The following is a 14,465-nucleotide window of genomic DNA, read 5'->3' on the forward strand; positions in this document are numbered from 1 at the left end:
GCCGAGGCCCCGGGCCGCCGCGGGGGCTCAGTCGCGGTGGAGGGCGGCACGGAGCGCGCCCCGTGAGGTGATCCCCAGCTTCGGGAAGATCCGGTGCAGGTGCGAGCTCACCGTCCGGTGCGACAGGTTGAGCTGCCCGCCTATCTCGCGGTTGCTCAGTCCTGCGGCTGCCAGCCCGGCGATCTGCAGCTCGTGGGGGGTCAGCAGCTGGTGTCCACCGAAGGTCGTGCGCCGGTTCCGTTCCCCGGAGGCCCGGAGCTCCTGGCGCGCCCGGTCGGCCCACGGCGTGACGCCGAGGGCGTCGAACGTCGCCGCGGCCGCGCGCAGCGGACTCCGGGAGTCCGCAGCGCGCCGGTGCCGGCGGAGCCACGCCCCGTGGGCCAGCTGCACCCGCGCCTGCACGTAGGGCCACCGGGTCAGGTCACCGTCCAGGGCCTCGACGAAGAGCCGTTCGGCGTCCTCGTCGGAGGCGAGCAGCGCACGCGCGTGCCCGAGGCCGAGGTGCAGCACGGGGGACGGCGTCTGCTCAGCCAGTCGCTCCATCTCGGTCACGACCGCCCGCGCCTCGACCTGGTGACCACTGTGGACGGCGGCCTCGGCCAGGTCGCCGAGGGCGAACGTGCGCAGCACCTGGTGGTACGCCGGGTCGTCGGCGTCGTGGACCCGCCGCAGGTGCTCCCAGGCCGCGGCATGGTCCCCGTCGACCAGCGCAGCCGCTCCTCGTGCGTTCTGGACGAACGCGAGCATGAGGTGTGCCCGCACTGGTATCGCCACTCGTTCCGCTGCCAGCGCCCAGCTCTCGGCGTCCCCGCCCTGCAGTGCCGAGACGAGCGCCTGGCTGGCGCACGCCGTCGCGTAGGCGAGTGGCTGGGCGGTCTCACGTGCGAGACGGATCGCCTCCTCTGCCACCGGTGCAGCCAGCGAGAGGTCGGCCCGCTGCGCGGCGACCATCGACTGCACGGTCAGCGCTCTGGCCAGGAGTCCGAGGCGGCCCTGGACGCGGAGGTCCGCCAGCGAGGCGCCGAGGAGGTCGGCGGCGAGGTCGAGGGCCCCGATCGACGATGCTGCGTTGCCGAGCGTCCGCGCGTCCATCGCGCTCGGCACGCCGGTCCCCGCCAGGGCCGTCAAGCGGCCGTGCACGAGCGCTCCTCTGGTCAGGGGCGCGGCCAGGGCGAGCACGCCGAGCAGACCGGGGTCGTCCGCGTCCACGCCCAGGCCCTCGGCGACGCTGACGACGCGGTCCCGGACGTCCGACGTGGGGCTGCCCCAGAAGCACCGGAGTGCCGCGCTCTCCAGCAGCTTGAGCGCGAGGACGGTGTCCCCGTCCGCCGCCACCCGGGCGGCGGAGTCCGCCACCTCCCCGATCCCCCCGGTGGCGCTGCGGAGACCGTCGTCGAGACCGTCCCGGACCCACGTCATCGCCGTGCGTTGCCGTGCCGTCGCGCCCGTGGCGGCTTCGTGGAGCAGCCGGTCGACCGCGTCGTGGCGCCCCATCTGGACGGCGAGCTCAGCAGCGCGCACGAAGCGTCGGCTGCGCTGGACGGCCTCCGGACTCAGGCCCGCCGCGCGCTCCCACGCGGTCACCGCGGTCTCCACCGCACCCCGTCGCTGGGCGTCGACCGCCACCTGCTCCAGCTCTGCCGCGACGTCGTCGTCGGGCCCCGCACAGGCGGCGGCACGGTGCCAGACCCGCCGGGCGGGATCCTCGGCCAGGGCGTCCGCGATCGCGGCGTGCACCGCCTGACGCTGGGCCAGGCTCGACCGCTGCCGGATGGCCGTGCGCATCAGCGGGTGCTTGAACGACACCGCCTGCAGATCGCCCTCCAGCAGGCCTGCCGTCATCGCCGGCGTCAGGTCCTCCAGGGTGACCGGTCCACCCGTGAGGGCCGTGGTGGCGGCCAGCGCGCTGGCCAGCTCCTCCTCGTCGTTGAGGGCCGCCACGAGCAGCAGGGTCCGGGTGACGCTGGGGAGTGCCGCGACCCGCGCGGCGAAGGCGTGTTCCAGGCGCGTGGTGAGCGGCAGCCAGACCGGCGCCCTGGCGACGGCGTCGTCCTCCACCGTGTGCGGCAGCTCGACGAGGGCGAGCGGGTTCCCGGCGGCCTCGTCCAGCAACCGGCGTCTGGTCTCCGGCGTCGCCTGCGGGGCATGGCGGTCCAGCATCGAGACCGATGCCGCGTCGTCGAGTCGGTGGAGCGGCAGTGCCGCAGCGCCCACGTCGTCGAGGACGCTGGCGAAACCGTCCCGCAGCGCGGTCACCATCACGACGGGCTCGGCGTCCAGCCGGCGTCCGATGAAGGCGAGGATCTCCGCACTCGGGGCGTCGATCCACTGCGCGTCGTCGACGAGCACCAGGACCGGGACCTCCCGCGCGGACTCGCTGACCAGGTCCAGCGCCGCCAGCCCGATGAAGAAGGGATCGGGAGACGTGCCGGCCGTCATCCCGAACGCGATCAGCAGGGCGTCCTTCCGGGGCGTGGGCAACCGGTCGACCAGCCCGAGCACCGGCTGCAGCAACCGCTGGAGACCGGCGAACGGCAGGTGCGCCTCGGACTCGACGCCCGTCATGCCGAGCACGCGCATGCCCCGCGCGGAGGCGACGCCCCGTGCGTGGCGCAGCAGCGCCGACTTCCCGATCCCCGGCTCGCCCGTGACGACGACGGCCGCACCGCGTGCACCGACGTCGTCGAGCAGTTCGCCGAGTCGCCGGGACTCCACCTCGCGGCCGATCAGGGGGAGGTCGGGTGGACTCCCGGGCATCGCGACCTGCACCGTCCGTCCCGCCCGACGACGGGCCCTCTGCACGCTCGACACGCCGCGTGAGCAGGACCGGGACGTCACCGGTGCTCCTCCGGACACTACGGGGGCGAGCGGCCGCGTGGGCGTCGTCCGGACCGCGGCAGGCTGAACAGTGCCGCGGATCTCCTGCTGCCAGGAAGTCGGTCGACGCGCTGCGGCCCGGCCCCTACCGTCCGCTGTCGTGGACCGCTCCGAGATCTTCGACCTCGCCCACCGGCGTCATCCGATCGCGGCGCCGGTGGCCCCCGAGCGGCTGCGTGACCTGCTCAGCTGGCTGAGCCCACCCGCCGGTGGTCGCGCCGTCGACCTCGGCTGCGGCGAGGGAGAGTGGCTGCAGGAGCTGCTGCTCGCCCAGCCCGGGCTCACCGGCGTCGGCATCGACCACCTGCTGCCGGCCGTCAACGCTCACCGCACGTCCCAGCGGGGGCTGGCCGACCGCGTGCAGTGGATCGAGGCCGATGCCGCGACCTGGAGCGACGGGCTCTTCGACGTCGTGCTGTGCGTCGGCGCCAGCCACGCCTTCGGCGGACTCGGGGACATGCTGACCGCCGTCCGGCGGCACCTGCGCCCCGGTGGCCAGGCGCTGATCGGCGACACCATCTGGGAGGACACCCCGTCCGCGGCCGCGCTGGCCGCGCTCGAGGCGTCCCCCGACGACTTCCCCGACCTCGCCGGCCTGGTCCGGGCCAGCCGGGAGCACGGCTTCGAACCCTCCTACGGCCACACCAGCACTCTGGCCGAGTGGGACGACTACGAGTTCAGCTGGACCGGCTCGCTCGTCGACTGGGCCCTGCGGGAGGCGTCGTCGACCGCGGACCGCGACCAGGCGCTGACCGTGGCACGCGAACACCGCGACGCCTGGCTGGGCGGGTGGCGCCGCCAGCTCGGGTTCGCCACCCTCGTCCTGCACGACCTCTCCGCCACCTCGGCCGAGTAGGCGTCCTCGGAGCGGACCCGGGGGAGGTCGTGGACCCCGCCGAACCGGGGGTCGCGCGCCGGTTTAGTCGGCGGTGACCCGGCCGGGCACCCGTAGCCCGTACTGGGCGATCTTCCGGTAGAGCGTGGCCCGGGACAGGCCCAGCTCGGCGGCCGCCTGGACGGCGGTGGCGCCCGGCCGGGTCAGGCAGCGCAGCACCTCGTCGCGCTCCAGCTGCTCCAGCCGGGTCAGCGACCGCGAGCCGCTGCTGAGCACGTCCGGGCGCAGGTGGTGGACGTCGACCAGGTCGGTGCGGGCGGCGGCCTCGCGGACGACGGCGCGCAGCTCCCGCACGTTCGCCGGCCACGAGTGGGCGGCGAGCGCCCGCAGCGCCCGCGGGGTGAACCCGACGTCGCGGTGCCGGTGCTCGCGGGCGAAGGAGCGGGCCAGCGGCTCGACGTCCTCCCCGCGGTGCCGCAGCGGGGGGACCTCGACCACGGCGCCGACCAGGCCGGCGAGCGAGGCGGGCACGGCGTCGATCGACGGGGCGGTGAGCACCATCGGCGAGCGCGGGCCCGACGCGGCCGTGCCCAGCACCGCCGCCAGCTCGTCGGCGGCCCAGGCGGGCAGGGCATCGGCGCCGGAGACCACCACGCAGGTGTCGGGGGCGGTGAGCTCGGGCGCCCACAGCGCCAGCCACCCCTCGACGTCGGCGGCCTGGGGCGGGCGGGCGACCAGCACCCGCTCGCGCCGCCGGCCGCCGTGCCGGGCGAGGGTGGCGACCGCGGACTTCCCCGCGCCGGGCTCCCCCACCACGGCCAGCAGCCGCCCGGCGGCCACCGCCTCGCGGGCCGCGGCCACGGCGTCCCGCCAGGCGCGGGAGGGGCACGGGTCCGGACCGGCGGCGGCGAGCCGGTCGGCGAAGACGTGGAACACCTCCCCGCGCGGTGCCGGCCGTTCGGGGTGCCCGCCGGCACGGACGTGCATGAGCGCGCTGGTGTTGCCGGCCGCGGACTGGGCCAGGGCGAGCAGCAGGTCGGAGGAGGCGTCGGACCAGGTGGTCAGGTTGATGCTGCCGACCAGGTCGCCCGAGCGCGGGTCGAGCACCGGCACGGCCGCGCAGGTGTAGCGGCGCAGCGGGGCGACGAAGTGCTCGTCGGCGCGCACCAGCGCCGGCACCCGGTCGGCCAGCGCCAGGCCCAGGCCGTTGGTGCCGGCGGTGCGCTCGCCGAAGTAGAAGCCGGGCGCCAGGTGCACCCGGTCCAGCGAGCGGTTGATGTCGGCGTCGTCGGACCAGCGGGCGAGCACCAGCCCCTCGGCGTCGGTGATCATCAGCCCCAGCGGCTCGTTCGCCAGCGTGCCGTGCAGCCGGCCGAGCACCTCCGCGCCGCACTCGTAGAACAGCGAGTCGGTGCTCAGCCCGTCGGCGAAGACCGGCTCGACCTCCTCCGGGGAGACGCCGTAACGCTGGCTGCGCGCCCAGGAGGCGCGCACACGGGGCCGGGCGTCGGTGCGCACGGGCTCACCCGACACGGGGCGGACCAGCGGCAGATCGGTCATGGGCGGAGCACCTCCTGACGCGCCGTTGCGTCGCGGCGGGCCGGGCCCGCCGTCGATGTCCATCATCGCCGCGTCCCGGTCGCGGTCGTCGGTCGGCGGTGTCTCAAAGTGAGACACCGCGGCCCCTGGCAGACCGTGCCCGCCGCCCTAACGTCCGGTGTGACCCAGCTCGCACCTGACGAGCTCCGCACGTGTCGAGGAGGACCCGTGTACAGCAAGGACGGCGAGGACTACTTCATCGTGGACGCCCACATCGCCCTGTGGGACGCGCGGCCGGAGAACCAGCTCAACGTGCACGGCAAGCAGTTCATCGACTGCTTCTACGACTACCACCGCAACCTCAGCCCCGAGTCCGAGGTCTGGCCCTACGAGGAGTACCTCTACCAGGGCGGCGAGCGGCTGATGCGCGACGTCTTCGGCAACGGCATCGTCGACCACGCCATCTTCCAGCCCGCCCGGCTGGGCGAGTTCTACGCCCGGGGCTTCGGTCAGACCGAGGAGGCGTTCGCGCTCACCCAGGCCAACCCGGACAAGCTCACCTACAACCACTATTTCGATCCCCGGGACGGCGAGCGGGGGCTGGACCAGCTGCGCGCGGACGCCGAGCGGTTCGACCTCAAGGGCGTGAAGCTCTACACCGCCGACTGGCACGGCGACTCCCGCGGCTGGAAGTTGAACGACCCGATGGCCTACCGGTACTTCGAGCTGTGCCGCGAGCTCGGCATCACCAACATCCACGTGCACAAGGGCCCGACGATCCGGCCGCTGGACCGCGACGCCTTCGACGTCGCCGACGTCGACCACGTGGCCACCGACTTCACCGACCTGCAGTTCATCGTCGAGCACTGCGGGCTGCCCCGGCTCGAGGACTTCTGCTGGATCGCCACCCAGGAGCCCAACGTGCACGCCGGGCTCGCCGTGGCCATCCCGTTCATCCACACCCGGCCGCGCTACTTCGCCCAGATCATGGGCGAGCTCGTCTACTGGCTCGGCGAGGACCGCATCCTCTTCTCCAGCGACTACGCGCTGTGGACGCCGACCTGGCTGGTCGAGCGGTTCGTGGACTTCCAGATCCCCGAGGACATGACCGAGTACGGCCCGCTGACCACGGCGGTGAAGAAGAAGGTGCTCGGCCTCAACGCCGCGAAGCTCTACGGCATCCCGGTGCCGCCGGAGCTGCAGCTGCCCGACGCCGCCGAGACCGCGACCGGGCCGCGCCAGCCCGAGAGCGCCGACCTGGCGATGGCCTGATGACCGCGACCCTGACGCTGACCGAGGCCGACGTCCGGGCCGCGCTGTCGACCGTCGTCGACCCCGAGCTGGACGAGCCGATCACCGACGTCGGCTTCGTCCGCTCGGTCACGGTGTCCGGCGACGCGGTCGAGGTGCACCTGCGGCTGCCGACGTCGTTCTGCGCGCCGAACTTCGCCTGGCTGATGGTCTCCGACGCCCAGGACGCCCTCCGCGCGCTGCCCGCCGCCGGCCGGGTCGTGGTGGAGCTCGACGACCACCACGACTCCGACCTGATCAACGCCGGGCTGGCCGCCGACGCCGGCTACCGCGGCACCTTCGGCCACGAGGCGGAGGACTCCCTCGACGAGCTGCGGGCGACGTTCCAGCGCAAGGCGCACACCGCCGCGATGGAGCGGGCGCTCACCGCGTGGCTGCGGGCCGACCCGGCCCGCCCGGAGACCGCGGTCGGCGACCTGTGCCTCGGCGACCTGCCCGTGGGCCCCACGACGGACGCGCTGCTGAGCCGGCGGGCCGCCCTCGGTCTGCCGGTCGACCCGGGCTCGCCGGTGCTGCTGGCCCCGGACGGCTCCCGCCCACCGGCGGACGCGGTGACCGCGACGCTGCGCCGTGCCCGCTCGGTGCGCATCTCTGTCGACGGCAACGCGCACTTCTGCCGCGGCCTGCTCACCACCCGCTACCCCGGCGCGGAGGCCGACCAGACCGCACGCCCCTCGATCGACTCCCGCCCGCTCCTTCCCCTGGAGGTCCTGTCATGAGAGCCGTCCGCGTCACCGGGTACCACCAGCCCCTGCGGATGGACGACGTCCCGAAGCCCGAGCCCACCGGCCCGCACGACGTCGTCGTGAAGATCGGCGGGGCCGGGGTCTGCCGCACCGACCTGCACGTGCTCGAGGGGCAGTGGGCGGAGAAGTCGCAGGTCGCGCTGCCGTACACGATCGGCCACGAGAACGCCGGCTGGGTCGACGCGATCGGCTCGGCGGTGACCAACGTGGCGGTCGGGGACAAGGTGATCCTGCACCCGCTGGTCACCTGCGGGCTGTGCCGCGCCTGCCGGGCCGGGGACGACGTGCACTGCGAGGCCTCGCAGTTCCCCGGCATCGACACCCACGGCGGGTACGCCGAGTACCTGCTCACCTCCGCGCGGAGCTGCGTCAGGATCGACGACTCGCTGGAGCCGGCGGACGTCGCCGCGCTCGCCGACGCGGGGCTCACGGCCTACCACGCAGCGGCCAAGGCAGCCCGGCGGTTGCGCGCCGGTGACCGGTGCGTGGTGATCGGCGCCGGCGGGCTCGGGCACATCGGCATCCAGGTCATGCACGCCATCTCCCCCGCCGAGCTGATCGTCCTCGACCGCAACCCCGACGCGGTGAAGCTGGCCCTGGAGATCGGCGCCGACCACGCGGTCGTCGCCGACGGCAGCCAGGCCGAGCAGGTGCGGGAGCTGACCGGCGGGCACGGCGCGGAGGTGGTCATCGACTTCGTGGGCGAGGGCGGGTCGACGAAGGAGGGGCTGGCGATGACGCGGCGGGCCGGGGACTACCTGGTGGTCGGCTACGGCGAGAACGTCGACGTGCCGACCATCGACCTGATCTCGGCGGAGATCAACATCATCGGCAACCTGGTCGGCAGCTACAACGACCTGGTCGAGCTGATGGCCCTGGCCGCGCAGCAGAAGGTGCGGCTGCACACCGCGCGGTACGCCCTGGACGACTTCCAGTCCGCGATCGACGACCTGGGCGCCGGCCGGGTGCGCGGCCGGGCGATCCTCGTCCCGTGACCTGACCGGGGCCCCGTCCGACCGGCGGGGCCCCGGGTGCAGGGCCGGACCGGCGTGACGGGCACGCCGATCCGTTGCAGGATGCTCCTCACCGCGCCCGCCCGGCCGACGTCGAGGAGCTGCTGCCATGAGCACACCGGCTGCACCGACCACCCGCACCGACCGCCTGCTCGGGGGCATCGAACGGGCCGGCAACAAGATCCCCGAGCCGTTCGTCCTCTTCGTCGGGCTGTTCACGATCCTGGCGGTGGTCTCCACCGGGCTGGCGCTGGGCGGGGTGCAGGCCCAGGTCGAGAGTGCGGACTCCCCGACCGTCGTCCGCGGGTTCTTCAGCGTCGAGGGGATCCGCTGGTTCACCACCACGCTGGTCGACAACTTCGTCGGCTTCCCGCCGCTGGGCACCGTGGTGGTGATCCTGCTGGCCGTCGGCATCGCCCAGCGCAGCGGGCTGCTCTCGTCGGTGATCAAGCGGAGCTTCTCCGGGTGGCCGTCCTGGGCGCTGCCCTACGCGGTCGCGCTCGTGGGCACCGTCGGCAGCGTCATGGCCGACTCGGTGATGATCGTGCTGCCGCCGCTGGCCGCCATGGTGTTCGCCACCGCCGGCCGGCACCCGGTGGCCGGGCTGCTCGGTGCCTTCGCCGCCGCCGGGGCCGGCTACTCGACGTCCCTGCTGGTCACCAGCCTGGACGCCCTCTTCGCCGGGATCACCTCCGCGGTCACCGGGTCGCTGCCCGACCCCGGCACCCCGGTCACCCCGGTGTCGAACTGGTTCTTCAACATCGTCAGCTCGCTGGTGCTCACCGTGGTCTGCGGCCTGCTGATCACCAAGGTGCTCGAGCCCCGGCTGGAGCGGCTGCGGGTGCCGCGGAAGCAGGTCGAGAGCGAGGACGGCGACTCGCTCGGAGCGGTCGAGGACGTCGCCGACCTGACCCTCGACGACCGGGCCCGCCGCGGGATGCGGCTGGCCGGGCTGGCCTTCCTGGTGACGGCCGTGGCGATCGTGCTGCTGACCGTGCTGCCCGGCGCCCCGCTGCGCAACGAGACCGGCGGCTACCTGCCGGAGTCCCCGCTGCTGGACTCGGTGGTCTTCATCGTCTCCGCGCTGCTCGCCGTCCCCGGGATCGCCTACGGCTACGCCACCGGGGCGTTCCGGAAGGCCGCCGACGTGCCGGTGGCGATGGCCGAGGCGGTCAAGGACATGGCCTCGTTCATCGTGCTGGCCTTCGTCCTGGGCCAGTTCATCGCGCTGTTCAACTGGTCCGGCGTCGGCACCGTGCTGGCCGTCACCGGGGCCGACGCGCTGGCCTCGCTGGGCTTCACCGGGTTCGGCGCCGTCCTGGCGTTCGTGCTGCTGTGCTCACTGCTGAACCTGTTCATCGTCTCGGGGTCGTCGATGTGGACGATCATGGGCGCGGTCTTCGTCCCGCTGTTCGCGCTGCTGGGCTACGAGCCCGGCTTCACCCAGGCGGCGTTCCGGATCGGTGACTCGGCCACCCAGATCCTCACCCCGCTGAACCCCTACCTGGTGATCATCCTGGCGATGCTGCGGCGGTACGAGCCGCAGGCCGGCTTCGGGACGCTGATCTCCCGCTTCCTGCCCTTCACGGTCTTCTTCTGGCTCGCCTGGGCGGCCGTGCTGGCGGTCTTCTTCTTCCTCGACCTGCCCTTCGGCCCGGGGCAGTACGCCCGGCTGCCCTGACGCCGTCGCCCGGAGTCGGTGACCGGCGTGTGTGCGCGCGACGTGCGTCGGGAAGAGTGGCCCGGGCACCACCGACGCGAGGAGAGCACCAGATGGCACGGGTAGCAGTGACCGGCAGCAGCGGCAAGCTCGGCCGGGCGGTGGTCACCCACCTGCTCGACTCCGGCTGGGACGTCCTCGCCCTGGACCGGGTGCCGAGCGCGCGCACCGACGTCGAGTCCGCGGTCGTCGACCTCACCGACGCCGGCCAGGCGTTCGAGGCACTCGCCGGCTTCGACGAGCACGCCCCGGTGGACGCGCTGGTGCACCTGGCCGCCGTCCCCGCACCCGGCCTGATGCCGAACTCGGCGATCTTCGCCAACAACGCCACCAGCTCGTACAACGTCTACGCCGCCGCGCTGCGGGCCGGGATCCGCAACGTCGTCTGGGCCTCCAGCGAGACGGTGCTGGGCCTGCCCTTCGACGAGGACCCGCCCTACGTCCCGGTCGACGAGGAGTACACCCCGCGGCCGACGACCACCTACTCGCTGGTCAAGACGCTGGAAGAGGAGATGGCCCGGCAGCTGTGCCGGTGGCACCCCGACCTGTCGATGACCGGGCTGCGCTTCAGCAACGTCATGTACCCCGAGGACTACGCGGCCTTCCCCGGCTACGACGAGTCGACCGCGGCCCGCCGCTGGAACCTGTGGGGCTACATCGACGCCCGGGACGGCGCGCAGGCCGTGCGCCGCGGGCTGGAGCACACCGCGCCCGGCGCCGACGTCTTCATCGTCGCCAACGCCGACACCGTGAGCGCCCGCCCGAACGCCGAGCTGCTGGCCGCGGAGTTCCCGGGTGTCGAGGTGCGCCGTGAGCTGGGCGAGCACGAGTCCCTGCTGTCGATCGAGAAGGCCCGGCGCGTGCTGGGCTTCGAGCCCGAGCACTCCTGGCGGGACGAGCGCGCGTGATCACCCGCTTCCTGCTGCTCGGTGCCACCGGCGACATGGCCGGTCGGCACCTGCTGCCCGCGCTGGCCGAGTCCGCCGCGGCCGGCACCCTGCCCGACGGCCTGCAGGTCGTCGGTGCCGCCCCCCAGGACTGGGACGACGACGCCTTCCGGCAGCACGTGGCCACCCGCCTCACCGAGCACGCCGCCGACGTCCCGGCCGAGGTCCGCGACGCGCTGGTCGCCGGGCTGCGCTACCGGCAGGTCGACTTCACGGCCCCGGCCACGGTGGCCGCCGCGGTGGCCGCCTTCGACGGCGCGGGCCCGGTGGCCGCCTACCTGGCGCTGCCCCCGACCGCCTTCCCGCCCGCGCTCACCGCCCTGGGCGAGGCGGGGCTGCCCGCCGGCAGCCGGATCGCGGTGGAGAAGCCCTTCGGCGCCGACCTGGCCAGCGCCGCCGAGCTGGACGCCCTGCTGACGAAGGTCACCGGCGGCGTGGAGGAGGCGGCCTACCGGGTCGACCACTTCCTCGGCATGCCCGGCGTGCAGGCCCTGCTGGCGCTGCACGCCCCGGGCAGCCCGCTGGTGCCCGGCTGGGGCAGCGAGACGGTCTCCTCGGTCGAGGTGCTGTGGCAGGAGAGCCTGGGGCTGGCCGGCCGGTCGGGCTTCTACGACCGCAACGGCGCCATCCGCGACGTGCTGCAGAACCACCTGCTGCAGTCGTTGACGCTGCTGGTCATGGAGCAGCCGGCCAGCGACTCCGAGGCCGACCTGCACGCGGCCAAGCTCGCGGCGCTGCGGGCGGTGCGCGTGGTCGGCCCCGCCACCACCCGCCGGGCCCGGTACTCGGCCGGCACGCTGGCCGACGGCACGCAGGTGCCCGACTACGCCGCCGACCCCGAGGTCGACCCGGCCCGCGGCACCGAGACGTTCGTCGAGCTGGAGCTGGTCGTCGACACCCCACGCTGGGCCGGCACCCGCTTCCTGGTGCGCACGGGCAAGGCGCTGGCCCGCGACCACAAGGGCGTCGTCCTCACCTTCCGCGGCACCGCCCCGCAGGTCGACCCGGCGCTGGCCGAGCGGCCCGCCGACGACCGGCTGTGGGTCACCCTCGACGGCGCGGTGGACGCCGGCGCCGACGTGTCGGTGCACGCCCCCGGTGAGCGGACCGCCTACCGCCAGGTGCTCGCCGACGTGCTGTCCGGCGGCTCCCGCACCTCGGTCAGCAGCGCGGAGACCGAACAGGCCTGGCGGGTCGTCGACCCGGTGCTCACCGCCTGGGCAGCCGGCGAGGTGCCGCTGCAGGAGTACCCCGCCGGCTCGGAGGGTCCGGCATGAACCTGGAGAAGGTGGTCTTCGGCTTCTTCGTCGTGCTCGCCGCGACGCTGAACTTCGGCTTCTTCATCGGTGACATCAGCCGGCCCGAGCTGCACAACCAGTACGAGCTCTACGCCGCGGTGGTGGTGAACCTGATCGCCACCGTGCTCAAGTTCGGCGACCGCACCCAGATCGGCGCCGTCCACCTGGCCACCAGCCTGGTCGCCGACCTGCAGCTGATCGGTGCGGCGTCCATGTGGGTCTACGCCGAGCACATCTCCTCCGCCGGGCTGACCGCGGGCTGGACGGCGAGCATCGTGTCGCTGGCCGGCGGCGCGCTCGTGGCCAACATGGTCTCGGTGGTCCTGCTGGTCGTGGAGACCACGTCGTCACACCGCGGCTGAGGCGCCCGTGACCACCCGCCTGCGCGCGCTCTGGCACGACCTGGTCCCCCGCGACGAGCGGCGGGGCCGCCGGGCCGCGCTGCGGCTGTCGGCGTCCTCGACCGCGCGGTCGGCGGAGGCGATCTTCCTGGTGCTGCGCCGGATGCGCACCCCGCTGATCGCGCTCATCGTCGTCTTCGCCGTCAGCACGCTGGGGCTGACGCTGATCCCCGGCCAGGACGCCGACGGCAACCCGGCCCGGATGTCGTTCTTCGACGCCTTCTACGTCATCAGCTACACCGCGACCACGATCGGCTTCGGGGAGATCCCCAACCCCTTCACCTACGGCCAGCGCCTGTGGGTGACCTTCTCGATCTACCTGAGCGTGATCGGCTGGGCGTACGCGATCGGCTCCCTGCTGGCGCTGCTGCGTGACCGGGCGTTCCGCGCGGCACTGGCCCGGCAGCACTTCACCCGCAAGGTGGCCCGGCTGCGGGAGCCGTTCGTGCTCATCGCCGGCTACGGCCGCACCGGGGAGCTGCTGGGCCGCTCGATCGACCGGCTGGGCCGCCGGTTCGTCGTGGTCGACCTCGCGTCCGAGCGGATCGAGGACCTGGAGCTGGACTCCTACACCGCCGACGTCCCGGGGCTCACCGGTGATGCCCGCGACCCCGGCAACCTGGCCGTCGCGGGTCTGGACCACCCCTCGTGCGCGGCCGTGGTGGCCCTCACCGACGACGAGGAGGCCAACCTGGCCGTGGTGATGGCCGCGGCCCTGCTGCGCCCGGACCTGCCGGTGATCGCCCGGGTCACCTCCCCGGTCATCGCCGAGCGGATGCGGGCCTTCGGCGACCCCAGCACGGTCAACCCGCTGGACCGCTTCGGGGACCACCTGCGCCTGGCGCTGCGGGCGCCGGCGGCCTACCAGCTGCTGACCTGGCTGGAGGCCGGGCCCGGGGCCGACCTGCCCGACCGCGGCTCCCCGCCGCGCAACGGTCACTGGGTGGTGGTCGGCTACGGGCGGCTGGGCCGGGAGCTGACCCGGGACCTGCGCGCCGAGGGCCTGGCGGTGACGGTGATCGACCCCGGAGCCGACGACCCGGACGCCGCCGCCGACAGCGACCTGGTGGTCGGGGACGGCTCGGACCCCGCGGTGCTCGGTGACGTCGACCTCGAGCACGCCGTCGGGTTCCTGGCCAGCACCGACAACGACACGACCAACCTGTCGCTGGTGGCCGCGGCCCGGCGGATCAACCCCGAGCTGTTCGTCGGCGCGCGGCAGAACTCCGCGGCCAACGCGCCGCTGTTCACCGCCATGGAGCTCGACGCGCTGCTCGTGCCGGCGGAGGTGATCGCCCACGAGGTGTACGCGCAGCTGTCCACGCCGCTGCTGTGGCGCTTCCTGCGGCACCTGCCGTCGGAGGACGACGGCTGGGCCGCGGAGGTGCTGGGCCGGCTGGTCGGGCTGTGCGGCACCCGGCTGCAGACGTTGTGGAAGGTGCGGCTGACCCCGCAGGAGGCGCCGGCGGTGCAGGGCTGGCTGGCGACCGGCGGGGCGCGGCTGGGCGACCTGCTGCGCAACCCGGAGGACCGGGACGTCGCACTGCACGCCGTCCCGCTGCTGGTGCTGCGCGGGGACGAGGCGACCGCGGCCCCGGGCGAGGACTTCGTGCTGGCCCCGGGCGATGAACTGCTGCTGGCCGGCTGGTCGGCCGCCGAGCGGGCACTGACCACCATGCTGGAGGTCGAGGCCGTGCACGAGTACGTGCTCACCGGGCGGCGGGTGCCGGCCAGCTGGATCTGGCGGAAGCTCACCCCGGCCGACCGGGGCTGAGCCG

11 protein-coding genes are annotated in these 14,465 nt (G+C 74.0%); 9 read left to right on the plus strand and 2 right to left on the minus strand.

Annotated elements, in window-relative coordinates:
• Nucleotides 1–27 precede the first annotated feature (27 nt).
• Nucleotides 28–2,757 carry an ATP-binding protein gene (locus O2W14_RS09630; RefSeq protein ID WP_269175867.1) on the minus strand — a complete coding sequence of 910 codons (2,730 nt, stop codon included), beginning with the start codon at nt 2,755–2,757 and terminating at the stop codon, nt 28–30.
• A 220-nt stretch (nt 2,758–2,977) separates the two neighbouring features.
• On the opposite strand from O2W14_RS09630, the gene O2W14_RS09635 reads away from it, so the two are divergent.
• Nucleotides 2,978–3,733: an SAM-dependent methyltransferase gene (locus O2W14_RS09635; protein ID WP_269175868.1), complete on the plus strand. Its 756-nt coding sequence runs from the start codon at nt 2,978–2,980 to the stop codon at nt 3,731–3,733.
• 63 nt (nt 3,734–3,796) lie between these two features.
• Here O2W14_RS09635 and O2W14_RS09640 read toward each other — a convergent pair whose 3' ends face one another.
• Nucleotides 3,797–5,272 (minus strand): helix-turn-helix domain-containing protein, encoded by a 1,476-nt coding sequence (locus O2W14_RS09640; RefSeq protein WP_269175869.1) that lies wholly within the window; start codon nt 5,270–5,272, stop codon nt 3,797–3,799.
• 207 nt (nt 5,273–5,479) lie between these two features.
• Here O2W14_RS09640 and O2W14_RS09645 point away from each other — a divergent pair, with 207 nt between their 5' ends.
• The 8 genes from O2W14_RS09645 (at nt 5,480) to O2W14_RS09680 (ending at nt 14,461) form a co-directional block, all read left to right on the plus strand.
• A complete protein-coding gene (locus O2W14_RS09645; protein ID WP_269175870.1) occupies nt 5,480–6,523 on the plus strand; it encodes an amidohydrolase family protein in 1,044 nt (347 codons plus the stop codon).
• Entirely contained in the window at nt 6,523–7,281 is a 759-nt protein-coding gene (locus tag O2W14_RS09650; protein ID WP_269175871.1) for an iron-sulfur cluster assembly protein, read from the plus strand. Before O2W14_RS09645 ends, O2W14_RS09650 begins: the two co-directional genes overlap by 1 nt.
• Nucleotides 7,278–8,303, plus strand: a complete 1,026-nt coding sequence (locus O2W14_RS09655) for an NAD(P)-dependent alcohol dehydrogenase (RefSeq protein WP_269175872.1) — start codon at nt 7,278–7,280, stop codon at nt 8,301–8,303. Before O2W14_RS09650 ends, O2W14_RS09655 begins: the two co-directional genes overlap by 4 nt.
• A gap of 127 nt (nt 8,304–8,430) precedes the next feature.
• Nucleotides 8,431–10,002, plus strand: a complete 1,572-nt coding sequence (locus O2W14_RS09660; protein ID WP_269175873.1) for an AbgT family transporter — start codon at nt 8,431–8,433, stop codon at nt 10,000–10,002.
• A 92-nt stretch (nt 10,003–10,094) separates the two neighbouring features.
• Nucleotides 10,095–10,949 (plus strand): NAD-dependent epimerase/dehydratase family protein, encoded by an 855-nt coding sequence (locus tag O2W14_RS09665; RefSeq protein ID WP_269175874.1) that lies wholly within the window; start codon nt 10,095–10,097, stop codon nt 10,947–10,949.
• Nucleotides 10,946–12,265 (plus strand): glucose-6-phosphate dehydrogenase, encoded by a 1,320-nt coding sequence (locus O2W14_RS09670; RefSeq protein WP_269175875.1) that lies wholly within the window; start codon nt 10,946–10,948, stop codon nt 12,263–12,265. Before O2W14_RS09665 ends, O2W14_RS09670 begins: the two co-directional genes overlap by 4 nt.
• Nucleotides 12,262–12,648, plus strand: coding sequence for a DUF6394 family protein (locus tag O2W14_RS09675; protein WP_269175876.1), 387 nt, complete (start codon nt 12,262–12,264; stop codon nt 12,646–12,648). Before O2W14_RS09670 ends, O2W14_RS09675 begins: the two co-directional genes overlap by 4 nt.
• Before the next feature lie 7 nt (nt 12,649–12,655).
• The gene (locus tag O2W14_RS09680; protein WP_269175877.1) at nt 12,656–14,461 is read left to right on the plus strand and encodes a potassium channel family protein; all 1,806 of its coding nucleotides are present in this window, start codon (nt 12,656–12,658) and stop codon (nt 14,459–14,461) included.
• Nucleotides 14,462–14,465 lie beyond the last annotated feature (4 nt).

The organism is Modestobacter sp. VKM Ac-2986 (assembly GCF_026967795.1).
Taxonomy (GTDB): Bacteria; Actinomycetota; Actinomycetes; order Mycobacteriales; family Geodermatophilaceae; genus Modestobacter.